This window comes from Salipiger mangrovisoli, assembly GCF_015223355.1.
GTDB classification, from domain to species: domain Bacteria; phylum Pseudomonadota; class Alphaproteobacteria; order Rhodobacterales; family Rhodobacteraceae; genus Salipiger; species Salipiger mangrovisoli.
The window spans coordinates 36,120-53,302 of sequence record NZ_JADFFK010000021.1 but is presented as its reverse complement, the minus strand read 5'-3'; the positions used below and the strand labels follow the sequence as shown (position 1 = coordinate 53,302).

Here is a 17,183-nt window from a genome sequence, read left to right as displayed (position 1 = left end):
GCCTCAGGCCTCGCGCAGCCGGTCGAGCAGCCCGCCGTAGAAAGCCTGCGGGTGCACCACGCCAAGCTGGGCCGGGACCTTCGGCAGGTTCAGGATGCGGGCGATGGCGAAACGATGCGCGCCGCCGCCGGCGCGCAGCAGCGTCCCGTCGCGGCCCACGTGCAAGAGGATACCGCCATGCTCGCGCCGGAAATAGCCGGGCAGTTCCGCGCGCGACAGCAAGCGGCCGCGGCGCCGGGTCTCCTCGAAGACCGCGTCAAGGCGCTGGTAGCGGGCCACCAGCTCTTCCTCGGTGGCGCAGTCGTCGGGGGTCTTGCCCGCGGCGATCTCGGTCAGCAGTTTCTGGAACAGCGGGGTGTCGCGCCAGGGCGTGCCGCCTTCGAAATGCAGGCGGCAACTCAGCAGCTTGCGGCTGTCCTCGACCGATTGGCGGGGCAGGTCCCAGTCCCCGCCGAGGATCATGCCGCTCTGCTGGCGGCGCAGCTTCGGCTTGCCGGCGTAGGTGTAGTTCACGTCGCGCGCATCGACCCGGATGAGCTCGTCCGACAGCGGTGCTCCCGCGCCGTAGCGCAGGCGGTTCCAGAAATCGCGCACCACCTTGCGCGGCACCTGCGCGTGCAGGTCCCGAAGCCAGTTGCTGGGATAGAGAGTCGGGTGGTCGGTGAACGCCATGAGGCTGCCTGATGTGACAATCGCATGACAAAATGTAACGGACGGGTGACAAATTCAAGAGGCCGGAATCAGCCCGCGGCGATGCTCCGCCCGGCTGCCGCGCCCGAGGCCCAGGCCCATTGGAAATTGTAACCGCCAAGCCAGCCGGTCACATCCACCGCCTCGCCGATGAAATGCAGCCCGGGCACGGTCTTGGAGGCCATGGTCTTGCTGTCCAGCCCGTCTGTGTCGACCCCGCCGAGCGTGACCTCGGCGGTCCGCCAGCCCTCGGAGCCCGAGGGCCGCAGGGTCCAGTTGCGCAGCGCTTGAGAGAGCGCCTCGGCGCGCGTGTCCGACAGGTCCGCGAGATTGCCCGAGAGGTCGAGGTGATCGGCGAGATGGCCGACCAGCCGCTCGGGCAGTATCTGCCGCAGCTCGGTGGTCAGCGACCGCTTGCCGGCACCCTTGCGCGCGGCGCGCAGGTGGGCGGCCGGATCGATGGCGGGGGAGAGGTTGACACAAATCTCCTCGCCCTCGTGCCAGTAGCTCGACGCCTGCAGGATCGACGGGCCGGAAAGCCCGCGGTGGGTGAAGAGCAGCGCCTCGTCGAAGCTGGTGCCGCCCGCGGTGACGCGGGCGGGCAGGGCGACCCCGGCGAGATCGGCGAAGCGCCCCTCGGGGAAGGTCAGTGGCACGAGGCCGGGGCGGGGGGGCACCAGAGCGTGCCCGAACTGCTTCGCGATGTCGTAGGCAAGGCCCGTGGCGCCCATCTTGGGGATCGAGCGCCCACCGGTGGCAACCACGAGGGTCTGCGCGCGGATCACCGTCTCGCGCCCGTCACGCTCGAGGCGGGCGGTATAGATTCCGTTCGCGTGGGTCAGCTCGCGCAGCGAGGTCTGCAGCCAGAGCTCGGCCCCCGCCGCTTCCATCTCGCGCAGCAGCATGGCGACGATCTGCGTCGCCTTGCCGTCGCAGAAGAGCTGGCCGAGCGTCTTCTCGTGCCAGGCGATGTTGTGGCGCGAGACCAGCTCGATGAAATCCCACTGCGTGTAGCGCGCCAGTGCCGATTTGCAGAAATGCGGGTTCTGCGACAGGAAGCGCGCGGGCTCGGTGCCGAGGTTGGTGAAGTTGCAGCGCCCGCCGCCGGAGATGCGGATCTTCTCGCCCGGCGCGCGGGCATGGTCGATGACCAGCGTGCCCGCGCCCGCATGGGCCGCGCACATGAGGCCGGCCGCGCCGGCGCCGAGGATGAGCGTCTTGATCTGCATGGCGCCCTGAAACACCGGATCGTGTCGCGCCGCAAGGGTGGGCGGATGCGGCATGTCGCCCGGTCCGCGGCGCCCCGCGCTCTTCCCAAAGGGCAGCGCAGGTGCTAGCCTCGCCGCAAGATCCGGGACAACCCGGGCGATCAGGCAAATTGAGCGGTATTCCCATGACGGAAATGGTCTACGGCGCGGTCTCCGTGCGCGATGGCGAACCTGTCCTGCCCAAGTGGTGGCGGACGGTGGACAGGTGGTCTCTGTCCTGCGTGCTGATGCTCTTCGGAGTCGGCATCCTGCTGGGGCTCGCGGCCTCGCCGCCGCTGGCCGAGCGCAACGGCTTCGCGCCCTTCCACTACGTGCAGCGGCAGGCCTTCTTCGGCGGGCTGGCACTGACCGCCATGTTCTTCACCTCGATGATGACCCCGGTGATGGTGCGCCGCGTTGCGGTGATCGGCTTCGGGGTGGCCTTCGTGTCGCTGCTGGCGCTGCCCTTTCTCGGCACCGACTTCGGCAAGGGCGCGGTGCGCTGGTACTCGCTGGGCTTCGCCTCGGTGCAGCCCTCGGAATTCCTCAAGCCGGTGTTCGCCGTGGTCGCCGCCTGGCTGATGGCCGCGAGCCAGGAGATCGGCGGCCCGCCGGGCAAGAGCTGGTCCTTCGGTCTGACCTGCGCGATCGTCATCACGCTGGCGCTGCAGCCCGACTTCGGCCAGGCCTGCCTGGTGCTCTTCGGCTGGGGCGTGATGTGGTTCGTCGGCGGCGCGCCGATGTTCCTGCTGCTCGGTCTTGCCGGGCTCGTGGTGCTGGGCGGCACCTTCGCCTACAACAACTCCGAGCACTTCGCCCGCCGTATAGATGGCTTCCTGACGCCGGATGTCGATCCCACCACCCAGCTCGGCTATGCCACCAATGCCATCCGCGAGGGCGGTTTCTTCGGCGTCGGCGTGGGGGAGGGGCAGGTGAAATGGTCGCTGCCGGATGCCCATACCGACTTCATCATCGCGGTGGCCGCCGAGGAATACGGGCTGGTGCTGGTGCTGGTCATCCTCGCGCTCTACGCCACGGTGGTGGTGCGCTCGATGCTGCGCCTGATGCGCGAGCGCGACCCGTTCATCCGGCTTGCCGGCACCGGCCTGGCGGCCATGTTCGGCGTGCAGGCGATGATCAACATGGGCGTTGCGGTGCGCCTGCTGCCGGCCAAGGGCATGACCTTGCCCTTCGTCAGCTACGGCGGCTCGTCGCTGATCGCGGGGGGTATTGCCGTGGGCATGCTGCTGGCCTTCACCCGCAGCCGTCCTCAGGGCGAAATCGGCGAGATCCTGCGCGCAAGGATGCGCTGATCGGCGCGGGGGACAGCGGCGCTTTCGCGCCACCCCCCGCTGCGATAGACGGGCGCGAAAAGTGTCACGGCGCCCGAGTCACGAGGTGAGTGCCGGCGTGGTGATGAGCTGAACCAGCGGGGCACAAGACCCCGCGCAGGAACGAGGTCGAGCACATGGCGCAACACGGCGGATCAGGCCAAGGCAAACAGCCGCTTTTGGTCATCGCGGCCGGCGGCACGGGCGGGCACATGTTCCCGGCGCAGGCGCTGGCCGAAATCATGCTGCGCCGCGGCTGGCGGGTGAAGCTCTCGACCGACGCGCGCGGCGCGCGCTACACCGGCGGCTTCCCGCATTCCACCGAGATCGAGGAGGTGTCCTCGGCCACCTTCGCGCGGGGCGGCATTTTGTCAAAGGCGATGGTGCCCCTGCGCGTGGCGAAGGGTGTGCTGTCGATGGCGCGGCGCTTCCGCCGGGACCGGCCGAACGTGGTGGTCGGCTTCGGCGGCTACCCGTCGATCCCGGCGCTCGGCGCGGCGCGGCTGCTGAAGCTGCCCTCGATGATCCACGAACAGAATGGCGTGCTCGGCAAGGTGAACGAGAAGTTCGCCCGCAAGGTCGATGCCGTCGCCTGCGGCACCTGGCCCACGAAGCTGCCCGAGGGGGTCGAGGGCATTCCGGTCGGCAACCCCGTGCGGGGCGCCGTGCGCGAGCGGGCAGGGGCGGGATATATTGCTCCGGGCGACTACCCGATGTCGCTGCTGGTGATCGGCGGCTCGCAGGGCGCACGCATCCTGTCCGACGTGGTGCCTCCCGCCATCGAGCGGCTGCCGATGGAGCTGCTGCGCCATCTGCGCATCAGCCACCAGGCGCGCGACGAGGACGGCGAGCGCGTGGCCAAGTTCTACTTCGAGCACGGCATCGACGCCGAGGTGCAGCCTTTCTTCAACGACGTGCCCGCGCGGATGTCCGAGGCGCAGCTGGTGATCTCGCGTTCTGGGGCCTCGTCGGTGGCCGACATCTCGGTGATCGGACGGCCGTCGATCCTGATCCCCTATGCGGCGGCGGCGGGGGATCACCAGACGGTCAACGCGCAGGGGCTGGTCGACGCCGGTGCCGCGATCCGCATTCCCGAGAGCAGGCTCTCGGTCGAGGCAATGACCGAAGCCATCTCGGCGGTGCTGTGCAACCCGCAGGGGGCATTGCAGATGTCGCGCGCCGCGCTCTCCGTCTCGCATCCTGACGCTGCGCTCGGGCTGGCGCAGATGGTCGAGGAACTGGCAGGGTTCGCATCCGAGGATACATACGACGAAGAGCCGGACGAGTATTACGCCGGCGAAGAAGAACAGGCGTATGAGCAGGAGACGGGGCAGAGATGAAAGATGAGAAGTTCACGCAGGAAGGCGCACGCATGAGCCCGGCAACCAAGCTTCCGGGCGATGTCGGCCCGATCCACTTCGTCGGCATCGGCGGCATCGGCATGTCGGGCATCGCCGAGGTGCTGCTGAACCACGGCTACGCGGTGCAGGGCTCGGACCTCAAGTGCTCGAAGATCACCGAGCGGCTGGTCTCGCTGGGCGCGGTGGTCTTCGAGGGCCAGCGCGCCGAGAACCTCGAGAACGCGCAGGTGGTGGTGATCTCCTCGGCGATCAAGCCGGGCAACCCCGAGCTCGACGAGGCGCGGCGCCGCGGCCTGCCGGTGGTGCGCCGGGCCGAGATGCTGGCCGAGCTGATGCGCCTGAAGTCCAACGTTGCCATCGCGGGCACCCATGGCAAGACCACGACCACCACGATGGTCGCGACGCTGCTGGATGCCGGCGGGCTCGATCCGACGGTGATCAACGGCGGCATCATCCACGCCTACGGCTCGAACGCCCGCGTCGGTCTTGGCGAGTGGATGGTGGTCGAGGCCGACGAGAGCGACGGCACCTTCAACCGCCTGCCGGCAACCATCGCCATCGTCACCAACATCGACCCCGAGCACATGGAGCACTGGGGCTCGATCGAGAAGCTGCGCGACGGCTTCTACCAGTTCGTCTCGAACATTCCCTTCTACGGCCTTGCCGTGTGCTGCACCGACCACCCCGAGGTGCAGGCGCTGGTCGGCCGCGTCACCGACCGCCGCGTCACCACCTACGGCTTCAACGCGCAGGCGGACGTGCGCGCGGTGAACCTGCGCTACGAAAAGGGTGTGGCCCATTTCGACGTGGCGCTTCAGGCCGAGGGCGAGGTGATCGAGGGCTGCACGCTGCCGATGCCGGGGGACCACAACGTCTCTAACGCGCTCTCGGCGGTCGCCGTTGCGCGGCACCTCGGCATGACCGGCGACGAGATTCGCTCGGCGCTGGCGAGCTTCGGCGGCGTCAACCGCCGGTTCACCCGCGTCGGCGAGGTGAACGGGGTGACGATCATCGACGACTACGGCCACCACCCGGTGGAGATCGCAGCGGTGCTGAAGGCGGCGCGCCAGGCCTCGGAAGGCCGGGTCATCGCCGTGCACCAGCCGCACCGTTACTCGCGGCTGCACACGCTCTTCGACGACTTCTGCACCTGTTTCAACGAGGCCGATGTGGTCGCCATCGCCGAGGTCTATGCCGCTGGCGAGGACCCGATCGAGGGTGCGAGCCGCGACGATCTGGTCGCCGGGCTGATCCGCCACGGTCACCGTCACGCCCGAGCGATCCTCTCGGAGGAGGACCTCGAGCGGCTGGTGCGCGAGCAGGCGCGTCCGGGCGACATGGTGGTCTGCCTTGGTGCGGGCACGATCTCCGCCTGGGCCAACAACCTGCCCGCGCGGCTCGAAAAGTGATCCGGGGGCGTCCGTGAGTATCCTCTGGGCCATCGCGGGCGTCATTGTCCTTCTGTCGGCGGTGGCGGTGCTGGGAATCCTGCGCCGCCTCGTCTTCTTCTTCGCACTGGCCTTCTTCGGGCTGCTGGCGCTGCAGATCCACCACGACCCCACAGGCAGCGCGGCGATCCTCGCCAGCACCGGCGGCGGCCTGCTGGTGGCCTGGCCGGTGCGGCGCTTCCTGACCGGGATGCTGGTCTGACGGGCGTTCAATCGCTGGCGGCATCGCACCTGTGTTCATTGTCGCCTGGATTGGTCTGGCGCGCAGCGCCGATCTCAACCGTTGCAGCGGCACCCCACGGGCGGGCGCTCGCCCGGCTCGCGACCCGCGGAAATCTTGCGGCCTGTGCCGGCCTGCGCCACTCTGGCCTCATTCCCCGGAGGCGCCGCATGACCCTTTCGCTCTTCCTCGCCTGCGCCTGGCTCGTGCTGGCCAATGTGCTCGGCATGCTGCCCTCGCGCGATAACCACTGGACGCGGGCCTACGTGCTCATCGCACTCGGACTTCCGCTGCTTGGCTGGGTCTTCTGGCAGAACGGACCATGGGTCGCGCTGCTGGTCGTGCTGGCTGGGGCGAGCGTGCTGCGCTGGCCGCTGCTCTATCTCTGGCGCTGGTTGCGCGCCCAGGTTTCCTGAGCCGCGCGCGGGGCCTTTACCCGCGTCGCGGAACGCGGCAGAACGCATGTCATGATTGACCAGCTCCCCCCCGTCCGCGGCCGCCTGACGACAGGCCGCCCGCTCTCCGAACTCACCTGGCTGCGGGTCGGCGGACCCGCCGAGGTGCTGTTTCAGCCCGCCGATTTGCAGGATCTGCAAGATTTCCTTGCGGCGCTGCCCGCCGAGGTGCCGGTCTTCCCGATGGGCGTCGGTTCGAACCTCATCGTGCGTGATGGCGGCATGCGCGGCGTGGTGATCCGTCTCGGGCGTGGCTTCAACGGCATCGAGGCCGAGGGCACGCGCGTCACCGCGGGGGCTGCGGCGCTCGATGCGCATGTGGCGAAACGGGCGGCGCAGGCCGGGGTGGACCTGACTTTCCTGCGCACCATTCCCGGCTCCATCGGCGGCGCGGTGCGGATGAACGCGGGCTGCTATGGCACCTATGTCGCCGACCACCTGCTGGAGATTCGCGCGGTGACCCGTCAGGGCGCGCTGGTGAAGATTCCAGCCGCAGAGTTGAAGCTGCAATATCGCCAGTCCGAGCTGCCCGAGGGGGCGGTGGTGGTCGAGGCGGTCTTCGAGGGGCCGCAGGGCGATCCCGAGGCGCTCGAGGCGCGCATGGATGCGCAGCTGAAGAAGCGCGACGAGACCCAGCCGACCAAGGATCGCACCGCGGGTTCGACCTTCCGCAACCCGGCGGGCTTCAGCTCGACCGGACGCGCGGATGACACGCATGAGCTGAAGGCCTGGAAAGTCATCGACGAGGCCGGGATGCGCGGCGCGACGCGGGGTGGGGCGCAGATGAGCCCGATGCATTCCAACTTCCTGGTGAACACCGGCGAGGCATCCGCAGCGGATCTTGAGGGTCTGGGCGAGGAAGTCCGAAAAAGGGTTTTCCAACACAGTGGTTTGCAGCTACAGTGGGAAATCATGCGGGTCGGCGATCCGCTTGAAAACTGAGGGCGTTACGCGCTCCAATGATAATCGCGCACCCCAAGCAGGGTGCGATGAACGAGGCGGCAGTGTTCCCCAAGACGACTCAGGGTCGCACGCCGAGATGAATCAGGTCCGCGCGCCGAATTGAGCGGCACGCGGGTGGCTGACCGGGGTCAACCCCGGCGGCAGGCATGATGGGGCAAAGCCCCGCGCAACGAGGCGGTTTTGGGGATGTCGAGCAGGGCAGATCCCAAAGTGGCGGTATTGATGGGCGGACCCTCGGCAGAGCGCGAGGTCTCGCTGAGTTCCGGTCGGGAATGTGCCGCCGCTTTGCGGAATGAGGGATTTGAGGTGATCGAACTGGACGCGGGGCCCGATCTGGCTGCGCGGCTTGCGGACCTGTCTCCCGACGTCGTTTTCAACGCACTTCACGGTCGCTGGGGCGAGGATGGCTGCGTGCAGGGCCTGCTTGAGTGGTCGCGCATCCCCTACACACATTCGGGCGTGCTGGCCTCGGCTCTGGCGATGGACAAGGAACGCACCAAGCAGGTCTACCGCGACGCGGGGCTGCCGGTGGTCGCCAGCGTGCTGGCCTCGAAGGCCGAGGTCGCTGCCCGCCACGTGCTGCCCCCGCCCTACGTGGTGAAACCCTACAACGAGGGCAGTTCGGTCGGCGTCTATCTGGTGAAGGATGGCGCCAACCAGCCGCCGCAGCTTTCCGACGAGATGCCCGAGACGGTGATGGTCGAGACCTATGCGCCGGGTCGCGAGATGACGACGACGGTGCTGGGCGATCGTGCGCTGACGGTGACCGACATCCTGACCGACGGCTGGTACGATTACGACGCCAAATACAAGGCCGGCGGCTCGCGCCACGTGGTGCCCGCCGAGATCCCGCAGGAGATCTTCGACGCCTGCCTCGACTACGCATTGCGCGCCCACAAGGCGCTCGGCTGCCGTGGCCTCAGCCGGACCGACTTCCGCTGGGACGAGAGCCGCGGCCTCGAGGGGCTGGTGCTGCTGGAAACCAACACCCAGCCGGGCATGACACCCACCTCGCTGGCGCCCGAGCAGGCGCAGGCCTGCGGCATGTCCTTCGGCGCGCTCTGCCGCTGGATGGTGGAGGATGCCTCATGCGACAGGTAGGAGCCGCCCCCGCGCGTGGTCAGGCCGGCGCGCCGCAGCGCCAGAGCCCGCGCGCGCAGGTCTATCGTTCCGATCCCGCGCCCTCGCGCCTGAAGTACAGGCTCGAGCGGCTGATGCTGACGCCGCTGTTCCGCTTCTCGCTGCGCTTCGGCCTGCCCTTCCTGATCGGAGTCGGCGGTGCCAGCTGGTATTTCTCCTACGAGAGCAATCGCGAGACCTTCCTCGGGGCCATCGAGTCGGTGCGCGACCAGATCGAGAGCCGGCCCGAGTTTCGGGTGGATCTGATGGCCATCGACGGGGCCAGCGAGGGTGTTGCCGCGGATGTGCGCGAGATCCTTTCGCTCGACTTCCCGCTGAGTTCCTTCGATCTCGACCTCGACGAAATGCGCGGCATCGTCGCCGGGCTCGACGCCGTGAAATCGGCAAGCCTGCGGATCAAGCAGGGCGGGGTGCTCGAAGTGTCGATCGTCGAGCGCGTGCCTGTGGTGCTCTGGCGCGGTTTGCGCGGGCTCGAGCTGCTGGACGAGACCGGCGTTCTGGTCGGCCCGGCAGGCACGCGCGCCGCGCATTCCGATCTGCCGGTGATCGCCGGTGCCGGGGCCGAGACGCGGGTGCCCGAGGCGACCGAGCTCTTCGCCGCTGCCGCGCCGCTGGCGGGACGGCTGCGCGGGCTCGAGCGCGTCGGCAACCGACGCTGGGACGTGGTTCTGGATCATGGGCAGCGCATCCTGCTGCCCGAGGAGGGCGCTGTTCAGGCGCTCGAGCGGGCGATGGCGATGGATGGCGCCGTCGACATGCTTTCGCGCGACATCGCGGCTGTGGACCTGCGGCTGGCGCAGCGTCCGACGCTGCGGCTGCACGATGCCGCGGCACAGGAATACTGGCGGATCAAGGCCATCGAGACCGGGGAAAAACGATAATGTTCGAGCTTTACGAGTCCCAGCGTGCGATGCGCAACATGCGCAAGGCGGCGATGCAGCGCGGGGTGGTCGCGGTCCTTGACGTCGGCAGCTCGAAGATCGCCTGCCTGGTGCTGCGGTTCGACGGCACCGAGCGCGGCACCGACAGCGGCGTCGGCTCGCTGGCCGGTCAGGCCGGCTTTCGGGTGATCGGCGCGGCGACCACGCGATCGCGCGGGGTGCGCTTCGGCGAGATCGCCGCGATGACCGAGACCGAGCGCGCGATCCGCACCGCGGTGCAGGCGGCGCAGAAGATGGCGGGCATCCGGGTCGACCATGTCATCGCCTGCTTCTCCGGCGCAGAGCCGCGCAGCTACGGCCTTGATGGCAAGGTGAGCATCGAGGGATCGATGGTGACCGAACAGGACGTGGCGCGGGTGCTCTCGGCCTGCGATGTTCCCGACGTCGGCAACGGCCGCGAGGTGCTGCACGCGCAGCCGGTGAACTTCGCGCTCGACCACCGCTCGGGCCTCAGCGATCCGCGGGGCCAGATCGGCCGCGAGCTGACCTGCGACATGCACATGCTGACGGTGAACGCGCAGGCGATCCAGAACCTTGCCCATTGCGTCAAGCGTTGCGATCTCGAGCTCGCGGGCATCGCCAGCTCGGCCTATGTGTCGGGCGTTGCGGCTCTGGTCGAGGATGAGCAGGAGCTGGGCGCGGCCTGCATCGACATGGGGGGCGGCGCCACCGGCGTGTCGATCTTCATGAAGAAGCACATGATCTACGGCGACGCGGTGCCCATGGGCGGCGATCACGTCACCGGCGACATCTCGATGGGTCTGCAGATCCCCATGGCGATGGCCGAGCGGATCAAGACCTTCTACGGCGGGGTGCATGCGACCGGCATGGACGACCGCGAGATGATCGAGATCTCGGGCGACACCGGCGACTGGCACCACGACCGGCGCCAGGTCAGCCGCGCCGAGCTGATCGGCATCATGCGGCCGCGGGTCGAGGAGATCCTCGAGGAGGTGCGCGCCTGCCTCGACGCGGCGGGCTTCGAGCACCTGCCGAGCCAGCAGATCGTGCTGACCGGCGCGGCCAGCCAGATCCCGGGCCTCGACGGGCTCGCGAGCCGCATCCTCGGCAGCCAGGTGCGCCTGGGCCGCCCGATGCGCGTGCACGGGCTGCCGCAGGCGGTGACCGGGCCGGGCTTTGCCTCGGCGGTGGGCATGTGCCTCTTCGCGGCGCATCCGCAGGATGAGTGGTGGGACTTCGAGATCCCGATCGAGCGCTACTCGTCGAAGTCGATCATGAAAGCAGTGAAGTGGTTCCGCGACAACTGGTGAGCTTGCCTGCCGGATGGGGCAGGGGCGGCGCGCCGCTGACCTGATCCCCCCGGCGCTGACGGGCAGGCTGCGCGTGCCGCGTGCCGTCGTGGCGCGTGGCAAGTCGCTGGCCCTTGGGGGCTTTTCACGCTGTTCACGAAGAGTTCGGGGTGACGTGCTGCACCGGATTTGATAAGTGGGATGGAAACCCGCGCGCCAGACGCGGGCAAGGAGAGGCGAGCAGGCATCTCCGCACATAGTTAAAGAGATTCGGATTCGGCCGCTGCGAACGGAGGCCGTTCTCGGGTCTTGTTGTGCTGTCACTGGCTGCGCACGCAAGACTTGGTAGAAACGGGCGAAATCTCGCGCGGATAGTCAATCCAAAAGCCATATTTCGTGGTGGATCTGTGTTTTTTACGTGACCAAGCCCTAGGATCTCGGTAATAATTGACCCAAGGCGCAGGACAGGCGCGAAACAAGTCATAAACGACAGGCGGAACATCACATGGCACTCAATCTCTCGATGCCCGGCCAGGAAGAGCTGAAGCCCCGGATCACCGTATTCGGCGTCGGCGGCGCTGGTGGCAACGCAGTCAACAACATGATCACCAAGCAACTCGAAGGCGTGGACTTCGTGGTTGCCAACACCGACGCGCAGGCGCTGCAGCAGAGCCTGTCGACCGCCAAGGTCCAGCTTGGCGTGAAGGTGACCGAGGGCCTCGGCGCGGGCGCCCGCCCGTCGGTGGGCTCGGCCGCTGCCGAGGAGAGCATCGAGCAGATCGTCGATCACCTCGCGGGTGCGCACATGTGCTTCATCACCGCCGGCATGGGTGGCGGCACCGGCACCGGCGCGGCCCCGATCATCGCGCAGGCCGCGCGTGAGCTGGGTGTGCTGACCGTCGGCGTGGTGACCAAGCCCTTCCAGTTCGAAGGCGCCAAGCGCATGCGCCAGGCGGAAGATGGCGTCGAGCACCTGCAGAAGGTCGTGGACACGCTGATCATCATTCCGAACCAGAACCTGTTCCGCCTGGCCAACGAGAAGACCACCTTCACCGAGGCCTTCAGCCTCGCGGACGACGTGCTCTACCAAGGCGTCAAGGGCGTGACCGACCTGATGGTCCGTCCGGGCCTGATCAACCTCGACTTCGCGGACGTGCGCGCCGTGATGGACGAGATGGGCAAGGCCATGATGGGCACCGGCGAGGCGGACGGCGAAGACCGCGCCATCCAGGCGGCCGAAAAGGCCATCGCGAACCCGCTGCTTGACGAGATCAGCCTCAAGGGCGCCAAGGGCGTCCTGATCAACATCACTGGTGGCCACGATCTGACCCTGTTCGAACTCGACGAGGCCGCCAACCGCATCCGCGAGGAAGTGGACGCGGACGCCAACATCATCGTCGGCTCGACGCTCGACGACACGATGGAAGGCCGGATGCGCGTCTCGGTTGTGGCGACCGGCATCGACGCTTCGTCCTCGCATTTGGAAATCCCCGTGCCGCGCCGTCCGCTGGCACAGCCTCTGGCGCAGCAGCCGGCAGAGCAGGCCGCCCCGGTCGCACCCGCGCCACAGCAGCCTGTCGCGGCACAGCCGGCAGCGCAGCCTGCTCCGGTGGCTGCCCAGGCGACCTACGAAGAGGAAGAGCCCTCGCTCTTCGGCGAGATGCCCGGCCATGCGCAGGGCTTCGAGCAGGAAGTGGTCGAGACCGAAGACGGTCTGCCGCCGCCCGCTTACCGCCCGCAGCCGGTGCAGCGTCACCCCGAACCTGCGTCTCTGGATGCCGCGCCCGACACCTTCGTGGCCCCGCGCGCTCCTGGCCAGCCCTCGGCCGACACGATGAAGCGCCTGCAGGCCGCGGCCGCGCGCAACAACCGTCCGGGTCAGGCCGCCGCGGCGCGCCCGCAGTCCGAACCGCAGCGTGCGCCGGAAGCCGAGAAGCCGCGCTTCGGGATCAACTCGCTGATCAATCGGATGACCGGCAATGGTCACCACGGCCACGAGCAGCAACAGCCGCAACCGGCCGCACCGGCCGCGCCGCAGGCCCGCCGCCAGCCGCCGATGCAGGCCCAGCGTCCGGCCCCGGCTCCGGCTCCGGAAGAAGCCCCCGAGCAGGATCGGATCGAAATCCCGGCCTTCCTGCGCCGCCAGGCCAACTGACGGTTTTCCCCCGTGCGGTCTCGCGCGGGGGTCATAATTTAAGCCCCAAACGCCGAAAAGCCCGCTCGCAAGAGTGGGCGTTTTTCTTTATTTTACAGTTATTTACGGTGGAGATCTGGATGGGGAGCGGGCTTTCGCCCATTAGGAAACCCGCATGTTTCACTTCGTTGCAATACTTGATTTGAGACTTTCGCCCCCTGTGAGTATCTCCCTTGCAGCAAAGGTGCGCGCCAGTGGGGAGGGGCGCTCCAATCAAAGGTGACCAAAGTGCAAACGACGATCCGCAGTGCAGTGAGCTTCCAGGGCGTGGGCCTTCATTCCGGCGCGCCTGTCCGGATGACCATTCGCCCGGCTGCTGCCGAGCACGGTATCTGGTTCAAGCGCACGGACATCGAAATCGGTGACGCTCTCGTTCCCGCCCGCTTCGATGCGGTCGAGATCTCGCCGCTCTGCACCCTCATCAAGAACCGCGCAGGTGTTTCCGTCTCGACCATCGAGCACGTGATGGCCGCGCTCGCCGGCTGCGGCATCCACAACGCGCTGATCGAGATCGATGGCCCCGAGGTTCCGATCGTCGACGGCTCTGCCGCGCCCTTCGTGCGCGCGATCCTGGCCCGCGGCGTGCGCGAACTTCGCGCGCCCGTGCGCGCCATCGAGGTGCTGAAAACCGTCGAGGTGCAGACCCCCGGCGGCTGGGCCCGGCTGTCGCCGGGGCAGGGCACCACGATGGAGTTCCACATCGATTTCGCCGATGCCGCGATTGGCACCCAGGACAAGTCGATCGACCTTGGCAACGGCTCCTTCGTGCGCGAGCTCTGCGACAGTCGTACCTTCTGCCGCCAGGCGGATGTCGATGCGATGCAGGCCAATGGCCTCGCCCTCGGCGGCACCTACGAGAATGCCGTGGTTGTCGATGGCGCCAAGGTGCTCTCGCCGGGCGGCCTGCGCCACGCCGACGAGGCGGTGCGCCACAAGATGCTCGACGCGCTTGGCGATCTCTATACCGCCGGTGCACCGATTCTCGGGCATTACACCGGCTTCAAGGCCGGGCATGCGATCACCAACAAGCTGCTTCACGCGCTGTTTGCGGATCCCGATGCCTATCGCCTGACCGTCTGCGACGCGCAGATGTCCGCGCGCCTTCCCGGCGCTGGCGTCGAACGCGACGAGATCCCCGCGGTTGCCTGACAGCGCCGCGCCGCTCAAATCGCCGTTAAGGCGTTTTGCCCCGGAAATTTCTGTGCTAGGACCGAGCCAAGGCCCCGTAGGGGGCTTGGCAAGGAATGTGAGGTAAGTCGGGCATGGCAGGCGGCAGATCGCGTAATGCAGTGATCGGGGCGGCTTTCTCCGCGATTCTCCTGGCCGGCTGTTCGGCACAGGAACAGCCCGGAACAGGGCCCGGTGGGGTTCCGATCGAGAACTTCACCGCGGAGCAGATCTACGAGCGCGGCGAATTCGAGATGGAGCGCAGCGACGCGGAGCGCGCGGCCTTCTACTTCGGCGAGGTCGAGCGTCTCTACCCCTATTCGGACTGGGCGAAGCGGGCGCTGATCATGCAGGCCTACAGCTATCACCGGGCGAAGGACTACGAGAATTCCCGCTCGGCGGCGCAGCGCTACATCGACTTCTACCCCAGCGACGAGGATGCCGCCTACGCGCAGTATCTTCTGGCGCTGTCGTATTATGACCAGATCGAGGAAGTCGGCCGCGACCAGGGGCTGACCTTCCAGGCGCTGCAGGCGCTGCGCACGGTGATCGAACGCTATCCCGACAGCGAATACGCGCGCAGCTCGATCCTGAAGTTCGACCTCGCCTTCGACCACCTCGCGGCGAAGGAAATGGAAATCGGCCGGTACTATCTCAAGCGCGAGAATTACGGCGCGGCGATCAGCCGATTCCGCGTCGTGGTCGAGGACTTCCAGACCACCACCCACACCGCCGAAGCGCTGCACCGCCTGGTCGAGGCCTATCTCTCGCTGGGGCTTGTGCAGGAGGCGCAGAGCGCCGGGGCGATCCTCGGGTACAACTACCGCGGCACGCAATGGTACGAGGACAGCTACAAGCTGCTCACCGGCCGCGGCCTGGAACTGGAGGCCGCCGGCGACAGCTGGCTGGCGCAGGTGTACCGCCAGATGATCAAGGGCCAGTGGATCTGAGGGAGAGCGGCTCGCCCGCCTGAATGGATGCTCCGAGCGCTTGAAATCCGCGATCTTCTCATCATCGACCGGCTGGACCTGAACTTCCAGCCGGGCCTCAACGTGCTCACCGGCGAGACCGGGGCGGGCAAGTCCATCCTGCTCGACAGCCTCGGCTTCGTGCTCGGCTGGCGCGGCCGTGCCGAGCTGGTGCGGGCCGGGGCAGCGCAGGGCGAGGTCACCGCCGTTTTCGAACTCTCTGCGGGTCATGCCGCCCGCGCCGTGCTGGACGAGGCCGGGCTGCCGGTCTCGGACGAGCTGATCCTGCGCCGGGTGAACAGCGCCGACGGGCGCAAGACCGCCTGGATCAATGACCGCCGCGCCAGCGGCGAGGTGCTGCGGCGCCTGTCGGAGACGCTGGTGGAACTGCACGGCCAGCACGACGACCGCGGGCTTCTGAACCCGTCTGGCCATCGCGACATCCTCGACGCCTATGCCGCGCTTGCCGCCGATCTTGCGGCGACGCGCGGCGCCTGGACCGAGCAGCGCGGCGCGCGCAAGCGCCTGGCCGAAGCCGAGGCCGCGCTCGAGGAGGTCCGCGCCGAGGAGGACTTCCTGCGCCACGCCGTGGCCGAGCTCGACAGGCTCGCGCCGGAGCCGGGCGAGGAAACCGAGCTCGACCAGAAGCGTCGCATGATGCAGGCCGCGGAGCGCATCCGCGCCGACATCGCGCGCGCCGGGCATTCGCTCGGCAACGACGGCGCCGAGGGCGCCATGGCCGATGCGCTGCGCTGGCTCGAGGGCGCTGCAGAGGGCGCCGAGGGCCGGCTCGACGCGGCGATCGCCGCGCTCACCCGCGCCATGGCCGAGCTCGACGAGGCCGCGCGCGAGGTCGAGGACACGCTGGACCTGCTTGATTTCGACCCCCGCGCGCTGGAGGACACCGAGGAGCGGCTCTTTGCCATCCGCGGCCTCGCGCGCAAGCACAATGTCCTGCCGGATGAACTGGCCGAGCTCCGCGAGACGCTTTCGGCGCGGCTCTCGGCACTGGACCATTCGGCCGAGGAACTGGACGCGCTGAACGCCGAGGTGCGCCGCACCGAACGGGCCTATGACGCCGCCGCCGCCGCGCTCACCGAGGCCCGCCGCGCCTCCGCCGCGCGGCTCGATGCCGCCGTGGCGGGTGAGCTGGCACCGTTGAAGATGGAGCGCGCGGTCTTCCGCACCGAGGTCACCGAGGCGCCCGAGGGCCCCGAGGGACGTGACGCGGTGGCCTTCACCGTTGCCACCAACCCCGGTGCACCCTCTGGACCGTTGAACAAGATCGCCTCGGGCGGCGAGCTCTCGCGCTTCCTGCTGGCGCTCAAGGTGTGCCTGTCGGAAGAGCAGGGCGGCGAGGTCACGATGATCTTCGACGAGATCGACCGGGGCGTCGGCGGCGCGACCGCCGCCGCCGTGGGTCGCCGACTCGCGGCGCTGGCCGAGGGCGGGCAGGTGCTGGTCGTCACCCACTCGCCGCAGGTCGCCGCGCTCGGCGCGCACCACTGGCGCGTGGCCAAGCGGGTGGAGAATGACATCACCCTGTCCTCGGTCACCCCGCTCGGCGAGGGCGAGCGCGAGGACGAGATCGCCCGGATGCTTGCGGGCGACACCGTCACCCCCGAGGCGCGGGCGGCGGCGCGGGCGCTGCTGATCGGCTGACGTGCGGGCGGCGACGCCGGGATTTTGCGTATTTTGAAAGAGAAGAAGGGGACGGCGCGGCGCGCGGTCCCCGGCCTCCCCGCGTCTGGATGCCTCCGGCATCTTCTCTTTTCAAATACGCACGGCCGTGCGCCCGCCACGCGCGC

15 protein-coding genes are annotated in these 17,183 nt (G+C 68.3%); 13 read left to right on the top strand and 2 right to left on the bottom strand.

Annotated features, from left to right (window positions below; all coding sequences use genetic code 11):
- Positions 1 to 3: 3 nt before the first annotated feature.
- Together IQ782_RS22825 and IQ782_RS22820 are read right to left on the bottom strand one after the other, a co-directional pair.
- Entirely contained in the window at positions 4 to 672 is a 669-nt protein-coding gene (locus IQ782_RS22825; protein ID WP_194136981.1) for a hypothetical protein, read from the bottom strand.
- Positions 673 to 740: 68 nt separating this feature from the next.
- Positions 741 to 1,919, bottom strand: a complete 1,179-nt coding sequence (locus tag IQ782_RS22820) for a BaiN/RdsA family NAD(P)/FAD-dependent oxidoreductase (RefSeq protein WP_194137051.1) — start codon at positions 1,917 to 1,919, stop codon at positions 741 to 743.
- Between the two features lie 164 nt (positions 1,920 to 2,083).
- Between IQ782_RS22820 and IQ782_RS22815 the strand changes: the two genes are divergently transcribed.
- From IQ782_RS22815 to recN, 13 genes are all read left to right on the top strand, one after another.
- Positions 2,084 to 3,250 (top strand): peptidoglycan glycosyltransferase FtsW, encoded by a 1,167-nt coding sequence (locus IQ782_RS22815; protein WP_194137050.1) that lies wholly within the window; start codon positions 2,084 to 2,086, stop codon positions 3,248 to 3,250.
- A gap of 155 nt (positions 3,251 to 3,405) precedes the next feature.
- The gene (locus IQ782_RS22810; protein WP_194136980.1) at positions 3,406 to 4,608 is read left to right on the top strand and encodes a UDP-N-acetylglucosamine--N-acetylmuramyl-(pentapeptide) pyrophosphoryl-undecaprenol N-acetylglucosamine transferase; all 1,203 of its coding nucleotides are present in this window, start codon (positions 3,406 to 3,408) and stop codon (positions 4,606 to 4,608) included.
- 32 nt (positions 4,609 to 4,640) lie between these two features.
- A complete protein-coding gene (murC, locus tag IQ782_RS22805; RefSeq protein WP_194137049.1) occupies positions 4,641 to 6,038 on the top strand; it encodes a UDP-N-acetylmuramate--L-alanine ligase in 1,398 nt (465 codons plus the stop codon).
- Positions 6,039 to 6,051: 13 nt separating this feature from the next.
- The gene (locus IQ782_RS22800; RefSeq protein WP_194136979.1) at positions 6,052 to 6,279 is read left to right on the top strand and encodes a hypothetical protein; all 228 of its coding nucleotides are present in this window, start codon (positions 6,052 to 6,054) and stop codon (positions 6,277 to 6,279) included.
- Between the two features lie 188 nt (positions 6,280 to 6,467).
- Complete coding sequence (locus IQ782_RS22795; protein WP_194136978.1) at positions 6,468 to 6,713, top strand: DUF2484 family protein; 246 nt, start codon at positions 6,468 to 6,470, stop codon at positions 6,711 to 6,713.
- Positions 6,714 to 6,764: 51 nt separating this feature from the next.
- On the top strand, positions 6,765 to 7,694 hold the full coding sequence (gene murB / locus IQ782_RS22790; RefSeq protein ID WP_194136977.1) for a UDP-N-acetylmuramate dehydrogenase: 930 nt from the start codon (positions 6,765 to 6,767) through the stop codon (positions 7,692 to 7,694).
- Between the two features lie 207 nt (positions 7,695 to 7,901).
- Complete coding sequence (locus tag IQ782_RS22785; RefSeq protein WP_420832686.1) at positions 7,902 to 8,816, top strand: D-alanine--D-alanine ligase; 915 nt, start codon at positions 7,902 to 7,904, stop codon at positions 8,814 to 8,816.
- Positions 8,804 to 9,736, top strand: a complete 933-nt coding sequence (locus IQ782_RS22780; RefSeq protein WP_194136975.1) for a cell division protein FtsQ/DivIB — start codon at positions 8,804 to 8,806, stop codon at positions 9,734 to 9,736. Before IQ782_RS22785 ends, IQ782_RS22780 begins: the two co-directional genes overlap by 13 nt.
- Entirely contained in the window at positions 9,736 to 11,067 is a 1,332-nt protein-coding gene (gene ftsA, locus IQ782_RS22775) for a cell division protein FtsA (protein WP_194136974.1), read from the top strand. Before IQ782_RS22780 ends, ftsA begins: the two co-directional genes overlap by 1 nt.
- Positions 11,068 to 11,551: 484 nt before the next feature.
- Complete coding sequence (ftsZ, locus tag IQ782_RS22770) at positions 11,552 to 13,201, top strand: cell division protein FtsZ (RefSeq protein WP_194136973.1); 1,650 nt, start codon at positions 11,552 to 11,554, stop codon at positions 13,199 to 13,201.
- 267 nt (positions 13,202 to 13,468) lie between these two features.
- The gene (gene lpxC, locus IQ782_RS22765) at positions 13,469 to 14,389 is read left to right on the top strand and encodes a UDP-3-O-acyl-N-acetylglucosamine deacetylase (RefSeq protein WP_194136972.1); all 921 of its coding nucleotides are present in this window, start codon (positions 13,469 to 13,471) and stop codon (positions 14,387 to 14,389) included.
- 113 nt (positions 14,390 to 14,502) lie between these two features.
- Positions 14,503 to 15,357 carry an outer membrane protein assembly factor BamD gene (locus tag IQ782_RS22760; protein WP_194136971.1) on the top strand — a complete coding sequence of 285 codons (855 nt, stop codon included), beginning with the start codon at positions 14,503 to 14,505 and terminating at the stop codon, positions 15,355 to 15,357.
- 27 nt (positions 15,358 to 15,384) lie between these two features.
- Positions 15,385 to 17,037, top strand: a complete 1,653-nt coding sequence (gene recN, locus IQ782_RS22755) for a DNA repair protein RecN (RefSeq protein WP_194136970.1) — start codon at positions 15,385 to 15,387, stop codon at positions 17,035 to 17,037.
- The last annotated feature ends 146 nt before the right edge of the window (positions 17,038 to 17,183 follow it).